This is a genomic window from Sphingomonas paucimobilis NBRC 13935, assembly GCF_000739895.2.
Classification (GTDB): Bacteria; Pseudomonadota; Alphaproteobacteria; order Sphingomonadales; family Sphingomonadaceae; genus Sphingomonas; species Sphingomonas paucimobilis.
In genome coordinates this window covers 1-12,983 of the sequence record NZ_BBJS01000033.1, presented here as the reverse complement: position 1 = coordinate 12,983, position 12,983 = coordinate 1, and the positions used below count along the sequence as shown (strand labels likewise).

General features: G+C 64.8%; 15 protein-coding genes and 1 tRNA gene. 8 read left to right on the top strand and 8 right to left on the bottom strand.

Features of this window, described 5'->3' with window-relative positions; genetic code table 11:
- The first annotated feature begins 5 nt into the window (after nt 1–5).
- Nucleotides 6–530, top strand: a complete 525-nt coding sequence (locus SP6_RS11460; protein WP_007404637.1) for a Smr/MutS family protein — start codon at nt 6–8, stop codon at nt 528–530.
- Here SP6_RS11460 and dapE read toward each other — a convergent pair.
- Nucleotides 508–1,623 carry a succinyl-diaminopimelate desuccinylase gene (gene dapE / locus SP6_RS11455; RefSeq protein WP_007404543.1) on the bottom strand — a complete coding sequence of 372 codons (1,116 nt, stop codon included), beginning with the start codon at nt 1,621–1,623 and terminating at the stop codon, nt 508–510. The genes SP6_RS11460 and dapE overlap by 23 nt on opposite strands.
- Before the next feature lie 109 nt (nt 1,624–1,732).
- Here dapE and SP6_RS20960 point away from each other — a divergent pair, with 109 nt between their 5' ends.
- Nucleotides 1,733–1,903 carry a hypothetical protein gene (locus tag SP6_RS20960; protein WP_007404518.1) on the top strand — a complete coding sequence of 57 codons (171 nt, stop codon included), beginning with the start codon at nt 1,733–1,735 and terminating at the stop codon, nt 1,901–1,903.
- Nucleotides 1,904–2,076: 173 nt separating this feature from the next.
- Here the strand turns inward: SP6_RS20960 and SP6_RS11450 are convergent, their stop codons facing one another.
- The 7 genes from SP6_RS11450 to SP6_RS11425 all read right to left on the bottom strand — a co-directional run bounded on the left by SP6_RS11450 (nt 2,077) and on the right by SP6_RS11425 (nt 6,572).
- Nucleotides 2,077–2,739, bottom strand: a complete 663-nt coding sequence (locus SP6_RS11450) for a glutathione S-transferase family protein (RefSeq protein ID WP_007404521.1) — start codon at nt 2,737–2,739, stop codon at nt 2,077–2,079.
- 115 nt (nt 2,740–2,854) lie between these two features.
- Complete coding sequence (locus SP6_RS11445; protein WP_007404571.1) at nt 2,855–3,094, bottom strand: hypothetical protein; 240 nt, start codon at nt 3,092–3,094, stop codon at nt 2,855–2,857.
- 57 nt (nt 3,095–3,151) lie between these two features.
- Nucleotides 3,152–3,574: a hypothetical protein gene (locus tag SP6_RS11440; protein ID WP_232093361.1), complete on the bottom strand. Its 423-nt coding sequence runs from the start codon at nt 3,572–3,574 to the stop codon at nt 3,152–3,154.
- Nucleotides 3,575–3,897: 323 nt separating this feature from the next.
- Nucleotides 3,898–4,050 carry a hypothetical protein gene (locus tag SP6_RS21510; protein ID WP_007404489.1) on the bottom strand — a complete coding sequence of 51 codons (153 nt, stop codon included), beginning with the start codon at nt 4,048–4,050 and terminating at the stop codon, nt 3,898–3,900.
- Nucleotides 4,051–4,570: 520 nt separating this feature from the next.
- Nucleotides 4,571–4,655: transfer RNA gene (locus SP6_RS11435), tRNA-Leu, on the bottom strand.
- A gap of 58 nt (nt 4,656–4,713) precedes the next feature.
- Nucleotides 4,714–4,977 (bottom strand): hypothetical protein, encoded by a 264-nt coding sequence (locus tag SP6_RS11430; protein WP_037568249.1) that lies wholly within the window; start codon nt 4,975–4,977, stop codon nt 4,714–4,716.
- An 80-nt stretch (nt 4,978–5,057) separates the two neighbouring features.
- Entirely contained in the window at nt 5,058–6,572 is a 1,515-nt protein-coding gene (locus SP6_RS11425) for a YifB family Mg chelatase-like AAA ATPase (RefSeq protein ID WP_007404587.1), read from the bottom strand.
- 196 nt (nt 6,573–6,768) lie between these two features.
- Here SP6_RS11425 and rpmH point away from each other — a divergent pair, with 196 nt between their 5' ends.
- From rpmH to SP6_RS11400, 6 genes are all read left to right on the top strand, one after another.
- Nucleotides 6,769–6,903: a 50S ribosomal protein L34 gene (rpmH, locus tag SP6_RS11420; protein WP_007404632.1), complete on the top strand. Its 135-nt coding sequence runs from the start codon at nt 6,769–6,771 to the stop codon at nt 6,901–6,903.
- Between the two features lie 59 nt (nt 6,904–6,962).
- On the top strand, nt 6,963–7,355 hold the full coding sequence (gene rnpA / locus SP6_RS11415; protein ID WP_232093452.1) for a ribonuclease P protein component: 393 nt from the start codon (nt 6,963–6,965) through the stop codon (nt 7,353–7,355).
- Complete coding sequence (yidD, locus tag SP6_RS20425) at nt 7,352–7,564, top strand: membrane protein insertion efficiency factor YidD (RefSeq protein ID WP_205396454.1); 213 nt, start codon at nt 7,352–7,354, stop codon at nt 7,562–7,564. The genes rnpA and yidD overlap by 4 nt, the downstream gene beginning before the upstream one ends.
- Nucleotides 7,565–7,582: 18 nt before the next feature.
- A complete protein-coding gene (gene yidC, locus SP6_RS11410; protein WP_007404624.1) occupies nt 7,583–9,280 on the top strand; it encodes a membrane protein insertase YidC in 1,698 nt (565 codons plus the stop codon).
- Nucleotides 9,277–9,951, top strand: a complete 675-nt coding sequence (gene yihA, locus SP6_RS11405; protein ID WP_007404532.1) for a ribosome biogenesis GTP-binding protein YihA/YsxC — start codon at nt 9,277–9,279, stop codon at nt 9,949–9,951. Before yidC ends, yihA begins: the two co-directional genes overlap by 4 nt.
- A 249-nt stretch (nt 9,952–10,200) precedes the next feature.
- Nucleotides 10,201–12,983 (top strand): TonB-dependent receptor plug domain-containing protein (locus SP6_RS11400; RefSeq protein ID WP_042469072.1); only part of this gene is annotated, 2,783 nt, incomplete at its 3' end.

Here is a 12,983-nt window from a genome sequence, read left to right as displayed (position 1 = left end):
GGGTGATGGAGACGGTGCGGCCTCTGCGCGCCGCCATCGTCCCTGCGCGCCCCGCACCGCCGCCCGCCGAATTGCTGCCGCACATCGAAACGCCCGGCGCGCCCAAGGTTCGGGTCAAGGGCCGCGTGCCGCCGCTGCGTCAGTCCGCGCTCCCGCCGGCCGCCCCGAAGAAGGGGCCCGGAGAGACACTCGACGGCGGTTGGGACAAGAGGCTGTCGCGCGGTAGCGTGATGCCCGACAGTTCGCTCGACCTACATGGCCATACGCTGGCCTCGGCCCACGCGATGCTCGACCAGGGGCTGGGCAGGGCGATCACGCGCGGCGACCGGGTGCTGCTGCTGGTGACGGGTAAGCCGCCGCGTCCCGAGAGCGAGCGCCCCCATGCGCGCGGTGCGATCCGCGCGGCGATCAGCGACTGGCTGGGCGCTTCGCGTCATGCCGATTCGATCGCGGCGATCCGCAATGCCCATCCGCGCCATGGCGGGCAGGGCGCGCTCTATATCGTCTTCAGGCGCCCGCGCGAGCGATGATCCCGGCATAGATGCGGGTGAGTGCATAGAGGTCTTCGACCGCCACCGCTTCATCGACCTTGTGCATCGTGGCATTGAGCAACCCGAATTCGACCGTCGGGCACAGCTTCGACAGGAACCGTGCGTCGGAGGTGCCGCCGGTGGTCGACAGTTCGGGCGCGATGCCGGTCTCGGCTCGGATAGCGTCGGCGATCATCGCCGAGAAGGCGCCCGGCTGGGTCAAGAACGCCTCGCCCGAGACGCGGCCGGTCACCTGCGCAGCCGGGGCATGCGCCTGCGCGATCCGGGTGATCCGCTCGATCAGTGCATCGCCACGCTGCTCGTCGTTGAAACGGATCGACAGCCGCGCCTGCGCCGAGCCCGGAATGACATTATGCGCCGGGTTGCCGACATGCAGGTCGGTGATCTCGATATTGGACGGCTGGAACCAGGCATTGCCGGTGTCGAGTGTAACCCCCTCGATCTCCGCCAGGATCGCGATCAGCGGCGTGATCGGATTGTCGGCGAGATGCGGATAGGCGACATGCCCCTGTCGGCCCGGCACGGTGATCCAGATATTGACCGACCCGCGCCGCCCGATCTTCATCATATCGCCCAGCCGGTGCGCGGAGGTGGGCTCGCCGACCAGGCACAGGTCGGGGGCGACGCCACGCTCCGCTATCCGATCGATCAGCGCGCGAGTGCCGTAAATGGCGGGGCCTTCCTCATCGCCGGTGATGATCAGCGACAAGGGGATGCCAGGCTCGGCCGGGATCGCGGCGACGAAGGCGGCGACCGCGCCCTTCATATCCACTGCGCCGCGCCCGAAGAGCAGGCCGTCGCGCACCTCGCCCGAGAAAGGCGAACCCTGCCACCCCTCGCCGGCGGGCACGACATCGACATGGCCGGCAAAGGCGAGATGCGTGCCTCGGCCGGCCCGGGTGGCGAGCAGATTTTCAACCGGACCGTCCGGCGCCTCACCGACGACGAACCGATCAATCGTGAAGCCGAGCGGGGTCAGCGCGGCCTCCAGCACGTCGAAAACGCCGCCGTGTGCGGGGGTGACGCTGTCGGCGCGGATCAGGGCCTGGGCCAGGGAGAGGGCATCGGTCATGGTCCCGCGCATAAGCGGCCGTCCGGCAATGAGCAATCGGCCGATTGATCGCGGTTACGGACCCTAGACGGTCCGGCATCGTTCCTGCGTTCGTAACAGGAGTAATGCGATGAACGACCCCGATCATAAGGGCCATAAGGCGGGCGGACGATTGCTGATGTGGCTGGTCATCGCGGTGGGGATCGCGGCGGTGCTGCTCTACACCTTTTCCACGCGCGTCGCCGAACCGGCGGCGGACCAGCGCGCGCCGTTGAATGAGGTGCCCCCGGCGGCGCGATAAATCACCCAACCGCCGTTCATTCCGGGCGAAGTCTAGGCGCTGGCCCGCGGGGCTCGACTTCGCTCAGGCTGAACGGAGCGAGGAAGATGTCGCGGAGGGTGGGGCAATTTCAAACATCCGTTCAGCCGGAGCGCAGTCGAGGGCGAAGCCTGACTGTGTGAGCTTTGAAAAAATCACCCCACCGGCTGCTCGAACCGCTCGATCACCCATTCCTCTTCCTGCGCAGCCGCGATCCAATCCTGCATGAAGGGGTGGCGCAGGACCGCATCCATATAGGGCAGGGCGAAGCGCGCGACGGGCAGCTGATAGGTGACGATCCGCGTCACGACCGGCGCGAACATGATATCGGCCGCCCCAAACTGGCCGAACAGGAAATCGCCGTCCCCGCCAAAGCGCGCCCGAGCCTGCGCCCAGAGCTCCATGATCCGCTTCAGGTCGACGATCACATCGTCATCGGGCGTCTGCGCCGGATAAGTCTGGCGGATATTCATGCTGTGCTTGCGGCGCAGCGCGACGAAGCTGGAATGCATCTCGGCCGCCATCGAGCGGGCCATGGCGCGTGCGGCGTCATCCTCGGGCCAGAAAAGGTCGCGGCTGACCTTGTCGGCGAGATAGTCGATGATGGCGAGGCTGTCCCACACCACCGCCTCGCCATCCCACAGGATCGGCACCTTGCCCGAGGATGGCGCGAATTCGGCCCCCTCGCGCCTTTTGTCCCAATCCTCGTCATAGAGCGGCACGACCACCTCCTCGAACGGCAGCCCCGACTGGCGACAGGCGAGCCAGCCACGCAGGGACCAAGAGGAATAGGCCTTGTTACCGATGATCAGCTTCATGGCGACAGGGGGTAACCGCCCCATGCGTCCCCCGCAACCGGGCAAAGAAAAACCCACCCGGCGGGAACCGGATGGGCTTTCTGTTTCAGGTCGCGAATGCTTCCAGCGGATGGGATCAGAAGCGGGCAGTCGCCACCACGCGGAAGAAGCGGCCGATCAGCCCCGGATAATAGGGGCGGGTGCCGCCCGTTACCGACAGCGCCGGGAAGGGCGCCGAGGCGTTGAAGACGTTGTCGACGATGAAGCGCAGGTTGAACTTCACCTTGCCGGTATACTGGCCCTGGAACAGGATCTTGAACGTCTTGCCCTCATAGGTCAGGTTCGCGGTGCCCGAATGGCGCGGATACCCTGCCATCCACATCAAGACAGAACAGGGGAAACATCCAGGCACTTAAATCATTGGAAATTGCGGTCAGTCGCCGGTGACCTCGCCCTCATCGTCCGGCAGCTTCTCTCGGACGCGCCGGTCGCGAACGTCCTTCAGCACGTCCTCCATCTCGAACAGCAACGCACGACCCTCGTCCGTCTTCCCGTTGGTGTCGTCCTGATCGGCCGCGAAAAGCTCCTTGGCCCGCACGGCCAAGTCCATCAGCAACGCAAAGCGCTCCTCGCCCAGCTTCTTGCGAATGATCTCGAATCCTCCGGTGAGGATGAGGAACTCACTGTCGATGTTGCGATTAGGAAAGTCGCCAAGGGGATCCACGAACGTCGGAGCGAATAGGACCATCGATCCCAGCAGGTCATGATCTCGCTCAGCGTTGCCGGGATGTAAGGCTTGGGATTGAAGTAGGGGTTCGGTCTGCTCATCGTTTCGTCTTTGGACGAGGAATAGCATAGGTGTGATCGGCTTCGAGCTGGCGTGAGCGGATGATGACCACGCGGCTCGGACGGAAATCCGTGTCGAAAAATCCTCGAACTTGCGGTGTGCTCAGCGTCTTGCGGGTCAGGGTTACGTCAAACGCCACATCGTTGACCCGCGCATCGGAGCGTCTCCACCTGAAGCGGCCCATAATCGCCCGTCACGCGCGCCGTGACTGCAGCGCGTTGAAAACGCAGATCGTTTACCTTTCGCTGTCAAACCATGTATCGTTTCGATCCGATTACCGAGCGCGTCAGCCGGCACGATCGCGTCGTAATGCCAGGCAGGATCGATCGCCTTTATTGCGCTGAAAGCTGCCGCGTTTGATTTTGCAGCACCTCCACGGTCATCGCGTCTGCGGGGCCGGCGAGATCGAAAAGGTCGTCAGCCACTGCGGCCACCACGCCGCCGGGCGAGTCGCGAAGTCCTGGGAACGACTGTTCCAAGGTCATGGCGTCCTCAAAGGCCCGGGTGTTCCCACCCCGCCCAACGACCGGTCTTTGCGGAGACGCCGCAAGTTGCGCTTCAAAGGGCTGTCCGATTGCCGGCGTGGTTGGATAGGTGGAGGCCCGACGAACTCCCGTCTGTCCAGCAACTGTTATTGCGGGGGCCAGGGGGGAGCGGCGAGTTCCGCGGGCGGACATTCGCAGATCGGGCCGAAATCCTGCCACTGCTTGACGCTCCGCCCGGAGCGAAAGTGAACTGCCCGTTGCGGGGATCGTGGTAGGGATTGAACTTGATTTCGGTTCCGTTGGCCAACCTAACTGTGGGAAGACGCCCCGTCCTCAGCCAGTGACCGAACGCACGCTGTTGCTTGCCTACGTTGATGTTCATGATGGCGCGCCGCTCCGTTGCGGCCGGAACATAAGGGCAACATTTTCCAACAAGTCAAGTTCAAACCGGGGCGCGGGCGTCCTCGGGGCACCATGAAGGTGCCCAGCACCGTCCTCTACGATCTTAATTTTACAAGTGTGGTGCCCCTGGCCGGACTCGAACCAGCATGCCTTGCGGCGTTCGATTTTGAGTCGAATGCGTCTACCAATTTCGCCACAGGGGCAGCGAAGAGGCGCTGCTAGACGAGGGTGGTCCGCTGTGCAAGCGCCGATTGTCGGGCGTCAGGGACAATCATGCCTCGCGATGCAGATGAAATAGACAAGCGTGATGGCCAGCACGAACGCAACCGCAACCAGATAGAGCGGCAGGATCAGCCATTTGGAGCTTCGCCGCAGCGGGAGCCATGACAGACCGATCATCCCCGGTGCCGCCGCCAGGACGGCGAGACCATAAGCGAAAGCCGGATTCCGCAGACCGGAGGCGACCGGGTTCGACCACAGGATCGCCAGCCACGTCAGCGGCGGTCCTGCCAACATCAGGGCCATGCCAGCAAGCCACCGGGCGACATATCGCGAATGGCTGCTACCGTTGTTATGGGCCATGTACGGCTTGCTCCATCCGATGGTCAGTTCGTTGGCGGCCGTTGGCGATAGCTCAGGGCCTCGGCGATATGGATGCGCCCCACCTGTTCGGCACCCGCCAGATCGGCGATGGTCCGCGCCACCCGCAGGACACGGGTATAGCCGCGCGCGGTCAGGCGCATCCGCTCGGCCGCCTCGACCAGCAACGCCCGCCCCGGCGCATCCGGTGCGGCATGGGTTTCCAGCAAGACGCCATCGGCTTCGGCGTTGGTACGAACCGTGACCGGCGAGTCGCGATAGCGATCGGTCTGGAGCGCACGAGCCGCTGCGACTCGCTCTGCAACCATAGCCGACGATTCGGCGGCAGCCGGCGCGAACAGGTCGACCGCACGGACGGGCTGCACTTCCACCGCCAAATCGATTCGATCGAGCAGCGGTCCCGAAATCTTCGCCTGATAATCGGCGGCGCAGCGCGGGGCTCGTGCACAGGCGAGCGCGGCGTCGCCCAGATGGCCGCAGCGGCACGGGTTCATCGCCGCGACCAACTGGACGCGCGCCGGGAAGGTCACATGCGCATTGGCGCGAGCGATGCTGACCGTGCCCGTCTCCAGCGGCTGGCGCAGCGAATCGAGGACCGCGCGTTGAAACTCCGGCAGTTCGTCGAGGAAGAGGACGCCCATATGCGCCAGGCTGACCTCGCCGGGCCGTGCCTTCAGCCCGCCACCGGTCAGGGCCGCCATCGAGGCCGAGTGATGCGGCGCGCGGAACGGCCGGGTGCGCGTCAATCGCCCGCCCGTCAGCGTTCCCGCCACCGACTGGACCATCGAGACCTCCAGCGCCTCGGCCGCGTCGAGCGGTGGCAGGATGCCGGGCAGGCAGGCGGCCATCAGCGACTTGCCCGATCCGGGTGGACCACTCATCAGCAGATTATGTGATCCAGCCGCTGCGATCTCCAGCGCACGCCGGGCATTTTCCTGGCCCTTGACCTGCGACAGGTCAGGCCCCGTGGCGCCGCTCTCGACGATCCCGGCTTCGGGTAGCGGCAGGACCGAATGGCCTTTCAGATGATTGATCAGCGACAACAGGTCCGGTGCCGCAACGACCGAGCCGCCACCCGCCCAGCTCGCCTCCGCCCCTTGCGCGGCCGGGCAGATCAGCCCCTTGTCGAGCGAGCCGGCATGGATCGCGGCCAGCAGCACGCCCGGTGATGGTCCGATCCGTCCGTCCAGAGCCAGTTCGCCCACCACGACATGATCGGCCAACAGTTCGGCATCGATCACCCCCATCGCCGCCAGCAGAGCGAGCGCGATCGGCAGGTCGAAATGCGACCCTTCCTTGGGCAGGTCGGCGGGCGACAGATTGACCGCGATCCGCTTGGGTGGCAGCGCCAGGCCCATGGCCGCGATGGCGGCACGCACCCGCTCACGGCTCTCGCCCACCGCTTTGTCCGCCAACCCGACCAGGTTGAAGGCTGGCAACCCTGCGATCAACTGCACCTGCACTTCGACGGCACGCGCCTCCAGCCCCAGATAGGCCACCGTGGACACGATCGTCGCCATAGATTTCCCCCTGTACGGGCTCTCCCTGCCCGCCTATCCCTCCTGCAAAGGAAGCCTCCGCCCCGCAAGGGGCAGATGGTCGGACTCCAAAACTGTTCACCCGATTGACTTGAAAGCCCGCTTTGCGTAAGCGGCTTGCCACCAAGGCCGTCCTCGTGGCGGCCGTTTTTATTCAGACGTATCCAAGGAATGAACGATGAAGCGGACCTTTCAGCCGAGCAATCTGGTGCGCGCTCGCCGTCACGGCTTCCGTGCGCGGATGGCCACGCCGGGCGGCCGTGCGGTGATCCGGGCGCGTCGCGCGCGCGGCCGCAAGAAGCTGTCGGCGTAATCACGACACTGACCCGCCGCCGCGATTTCCTCGCGGCCAATGGCGGGCGACGCGTGGCGATGCCCGGCTTCGTGCTGCAGGTACGCCCGCGGGATGACGGTGATGCCGCCATGCGAGTCGGCTTCACCGTCACCAAGAAGATCGGCAACGCGGTCGTCCGCAACCGGATGAAACGCCGGATGCGGGCGCTCGCGCGCGATCTGTTGCCGACCAAGGGAATCACCGGCGCGGACCATGTCCTGATCGGCCGGCAGGGCGGCATCGAGCGCGACTATCAGGCGCTTACCGCCGAACTGGCCAAGGCACTGGCTCGGGCGGCCTCGCCCGAAACCGCCGCCGACCAGCGTCCGCGCGAGCCGCGCGTCCATCATGGTCGGGGCAAGGGGCGCGGCCCCCGGGGCGGCGCGCATCGCCCGCCCGCCACGCCCCCTCAAGAGCCCGCACGATCGTGATCGCGCGGCTTTTGATTCTCATCGCGCGGGGCTGGCAACTTGGCCCCTCGCTTATTTTACCGCCCACATGTCGCTATCAACCGTCCTGTTCGGCCTATGCAATAGAGGCCATTGGCCGCTATGGCGCGGTCAAAGGGGGCTGGTTGGCGCTCAAGCGCATTGCGCGGTGCCATCCCTGGGGCGGGCACGGACCCGACCCGGTGCCCTGACATAACTGGGGTTTCGACGTGAACGAAGACCGCAAGAATTTCGTCGTGTTCGCGGTGATCGCGGCGCTGATCCTGTTCGGATGGCCGCTCATCCAGAGCAAGTTCTTCCCGAGCAACCCGCCCGCGACGAAGATCGTCGACGGCAAGCAGGTGCCGGTGGCCAATTCTACCGCGAATCCGACCGCCACGACGCCCTCGGCGATCCGCGATCGCCGCGTCGTTCTGGCCGAAACCCCGCGCGTGGCGATCGACACGCCGCGTCTGAAGGGGTCGATCAACCTTAAGGGCGCGCGGATCGATGATCTTGTCCTGCTCGATTATAAGGAAACCGTCGCCAAGGATTCGCCGCCGATCCGCCTGTTGTCGCCGGCCGGCGCCGAGGGCGCCTATTTCGCCGGCTTCGGCTGGCGCACCGACGGGCTGAACCCGCCCGCCGCGGACACCGTCTGGACCGCCAGCGCGCCCGTGCTGCGGCCCGGCCAGCCGGTGACGCTGACCGCCGCCAATGCGACGGGTCAGCGTTTCCAGATCACCCTGTCGGTCGACAAGGACTATATGTTCACCGTCCAGCAGACGGTGGCCAATGGCGGCAATGCGCCGGTGCCGGTTGCAGCCTATGGTTATGTCAATCGCGGCATTTCGGCCGATCCCGATAGCTGGACGATCCATGTCGGCCCGATGTCGGTCAATGACGGCACCGCGCATTACGGCCCCAACTGGAAGGACCTGGACAAGGCGCCGACCCGCTTCACCACCACCGGCGGCTGGCTGGGCTTCACCGACAAATATTGGCTGGCGACGCTGATCCCCGATCAGTCCAAGGCGTTCGACGGCCAGTTCCGCGCCGGCGCGGGCCAGACCTATCAGGCCGATTATACGCTTCAGCCGCAGACGCTGGCGCCCGGCCGTCAGGTGACGCAGACCACCCGCTTCTTCGCGGGCGCCAAGGAAGTCGCGCTGCTCGACCGCTATACCGACAAGGAAGGCGCGACAAAGCTCGATTACGCGCTCGACTGGGGGTATCTGCGCGTCCTCGAAAAGCCGATCTTCTATTATCTCGACTGGCTGTTCCGCCTGGTCGGCAATTTCGGCGTCGCGATCATCCTGCTGACCGTCACCATCCGCGCGCTGATGTTCCCGATCGCCCAGCGCCAGTTCGCCTCGATGGCGGCGATGCGCGCGGTGCAGCCCAAGATGAAGGCGCTGCAGGAACGCTACAAGGACGACAAGGTCCGGATGCAGCAGGAGGTCATGGCCCTCTACAAGCAGGAGAAGGTCAATCCGCTGGCTGGCTGTCTGCCGACGCTGATCCAAATTCCGATCTTTTATGCGCTGTACAAGGTGCTGATGCTGACGATCGAAATGCGGCACCAGCCCTTCGTCGCCTGGATCAAGGATCTGTCCGCGCCCGATCCGTTGACCCCGGTCAACCTGTTCGGCCTGCTGCCCTTCACCCCGCCGCACTTCATCGCGATCGGCGTGGTGCCGATCTTGCTGGGCATCTCGATGTACTTCCAGTTCAAGATGAACCCGCAGCCGATGGATGACGCACAGAAGCAGGTCTTCGCGATCCTGCCCTGGGTGCTGATGTTCGTGATGGCGCCGTTTGCGGTCGGCCTGCAGGTCTACTGGATCACGACCAACTGCATCTCGATCCTGCAGCAGCGTCTGCTCTACGCCCGCCATCCGGGCCTGAAGCAGCCGGCGGTCAAATGAGCGAGCTTCCTCCCGCGCTCCCTTCCGAAGAGCCGCAAGGCTTTTCGGAGGAACTGGTCGAGGCGGCGCGCAAGCTGTTCGCCGGGCCCGTTACCTTCCTGAAGTCTGCGCCCGCGCTGAAATTCCTGCCCGACCCCATCGTGCCGGAAATCGCGGTGGCGGGGCGGTCCAATGTCGGCAAGTCGTCGCTGCTCAACGCGCTGACCAACCGCAATGGCCTCGCGCGCACCTCGAACACGCCGGGGCGGACGCAGGAGCTGAACTTCTTCGACGTGGGCAATCCGCCGACGCTGCGGCTGGTCGACATGCCAGGCTATGGCTTTGCCAAGGCGCCCAAGGACATGGTCAAGCAGTGGCGGTTCCTAGTGAACGACTTTCTGCGCGGGCGGCAGGCGCTGAAGCGCGCACTGGTGCTGATCGACTCGCGTCATGGCATCAAGGAAGTGGATCGTGAGATCCTGGAGATGCTAGACCGGGCCGCAGTCAGCTATCGCATCGTCCTTACCAAGGCGGACAAGGTGAAGGCGACCGAGCTCGCCGACGTCGTCGCCCGGACCGAGGTGGAAGCCCGCAAGCGCCCCGCCGCGCATCCGGACATTCTGGCGACCTCCAGCGAGGGCGGCATGGGGATCGCCGAACTGCGCGCGGCGGTGCTGGAAGCCATCGGCTAACCAGGGGCAGGTGCGTCGGGTACGCACTCGCTTCATGGCCTTGCTCTGTCATTTGGCTGGGAAGCGATGACGGAGCGGGGCTCAGCTAATACGCTTTGCTGCAATAAACCTAGATAATTAATCTACATTGTTGCCCTTGCGCCTCCGTGACGAAGAAATGACAGCGCTCATGACGCTTTGATTGACCCCATCGTCATCACTCGAATAGCCCCTGAGAATAAACATTAAAAATTCAGGGGTAAGCTTATCATGTCTCATCTGCTGCGCACGCGCTCCCTTCGTGACGTGAGCGTCATCGCGCTTCTCGCTATGGCCGGCCCCGCTTTTGCACAGACGCTGCCGCCCACCACGCCGGAGGGCAGTACGACGACCGAGACGACCACGACCAGCCAGGACGGCACCGCGGTGCAGGATGCGGGCAGTGGCCAGGACGTCGTCGTCACCGGCTCGCGCATCGCCCGCCCCGAGTTCGAGACGCTGCAGCCCACCCAGGTCGTCGGTGCCGCGCAGATCGAAAATCGCGGCTATACCAATGTCGGCCAGGTGCTGAGCGAAATCCCCGCTTTCGGCCCTCCCGGTAATAGCGGCGTCGGCGCGCAGTCGTCCTTCGGCCCGGCGCAGACCTTCGTCGACTTTTTCGGTCTCGGCACGCAGCGTACGCTGGTGCTGGTCAATGGCCGCCGCTTCGTGTCGTCGAATACCGCCAGCATCTTCGGCCCCGTGTCGGCCGGTACGCAGGTCGACCTGAACAACATCCCGACCACGCTGGTCGAGCGGGTCGAGACCGTCGCCATCGGGGGCGCGCCGATCTATGGTTCGGATGCGATCGCGGGCACCGTCAACATCATCCTGAAGCGCAACTATGAAGGGCTTCAGCTCGAAGGCCAGGCGGGCGTTTCGCAGCTTGGCGACGCCCCCGATCAGCGGTTGAGCGTGCTGGCCGGCAAGAACTTTGCCGACGGTCGCGGCAACATCACCCTCTCGGGCGAATATAACCGCGTCACCGGTCTGACCGCCGCCGACCGTGACATCACCGCCGCCGGCTACTTCTTCGGCACGCCCGCGACGCCGGGCGATTTCCAGCGCGTTCTCTATCCGGCGCAGCGCTACAGCGCGTTCACCATCGGTGGCGTGCCGTTCAGCGCGGATGACTTCCTCGCCAGCCGTTCGGGCATCCGCAACGCGGCCGGGCAGCTTCTGCAGTTCGGGCCCAACGGTACGCTGGTTCCGCTCGACCTCGGCACCCCGATGCGCCAGGGCTATATCAGCAGCGGCGGCAACGGTTATAACCTGCCGCTCCAGTCGAACCTGCTGACGAATTCCGAACGCTATGTCGCCAACGCGCAGGCGAGCTATCAGATCAGCGACCGAATCCGCTTCTTCGGTGAGGCCTGGTACGTCCGCAGCAAGGGCGTGAACCTGATCGATCAGCCCAATTACAACACGGCGCTGTTCGACGACGCCGGCACCGCCGATGGCAATCTGCTGATCAGCCTCGACAACCCGTATCTGTCGGCCACCGACCGCACGACGATCGCGGCCAATCTGCCCGCCGGCCAGAACCAGTTCTATGTCGGCCGCGCGCTGGCCGATCTGACCACGGGCCGCGCCGAGGCAACCGTCGAGACCTATCGTTTCGTCGGCGGCTTCGACGGCACAGTGCCGCTGCTGGGTCGCGACTTCAAGTGGGAGGCCTCGGCCGTCTATGGCAAGTCGATCACCAACGGCCGCAACTTCGAGTTGATCCAGCAGAATTTCGCCAACGCGATCGACGCGGTGCGCGATGCCTCGGGCAACATCACCTGCCGCCCGGGCGTGGTGAATGCGACCATCCCGTCGATCGGTGGCGGCGGCTGCGCCCCGCTCAACATCTTCGGGGTCGGTCAGGCCAGCCAGGCCGCACGCAATTATATCTTCGCGATCGCCACCCCGCGTTCGGCCAATGAGCAACTGGTGTTCAACGCCAATATCAACGGCCCGGTCTTCCAGCTATTCGGCAACGACGTGTCGCTGTCGCTGGGCTATGAGCATCGCGAGGAGAAGACGCAGTTCGATCCGGGCGCTTTCTACTATGGTGAGCCCCAGGCGGACGGCAGCCGCGTCCAGTATGGCCGCACGATCCCGATCGACCCGGTCCGCGGCAAGTTCCACACCAACGAAGTGTTCGGCGAAGTCGTCGTACCCTTCGTGTCGAGCAAGAACGAGCTGAGCTGGCTCAAGACGCTCGAGTTCGACGGTGCGGCGCGTTATGTCGACAACTCGCTGTCGGGCGGTGACGTGACCTGGACGGCGGGTGGCCGTATCGGCTTCTTCCAAGGGCTGACCTTCCGCGGCAACTTCACCCGCTCGATCCGTTCGCCCGCCATCACCGAGGTGTTCAACCCCACTTCGCGCGCCTTCGACAGCGGCAACGACCCTTGCGACACGCGCTATGTCGGCAGCGGCCCCAACCCCGCCACGCGCCGCGCGAATTGCGTTGCCGCCGGGATCAATCCGGCGAACTTCACGTCCAACTTCAGCGACTTCACCATCCCGGTGACGATCGCGGGCAACCCCGATCTGCGCAATGAAAAGGCCAATAGCTGGACCGTGGGTGCGATCGCGCAGCCGCGCTTCATCCCCGGCCTGTCGGTTGCGGTCGACTGGGTGAACATCACGCTAAAGGACGCGATCACTTCGCTCGACGGGACTTCGATCCTGAACGCCTGCTATGATTCGGCTAGCTATCCCAACCAGTTCTGCGGCTCGTTCGATCGCGGCGCCGATGGCCAGATCACGACCATCCGTGAGGGCTATTTCAACGCCGCCTCCTATGAGATGGCCGGTCTGCAATCGACCATCGCCTATCGCCTGCCGCTCGACCGCGTCGGCCTGACAGATGCGGGCACGGTCGGCCTGTCAGTCAATTATTTCTACCGCGACAAGCTGCAGACCCAAGTCGGCACTGGTGACATCAACCATGATGCCGGTGAGATCGGTTATCCGCGCCATTCGGGCACCGCGAACCTGACCTATGAGGGCAAGACGTTCAA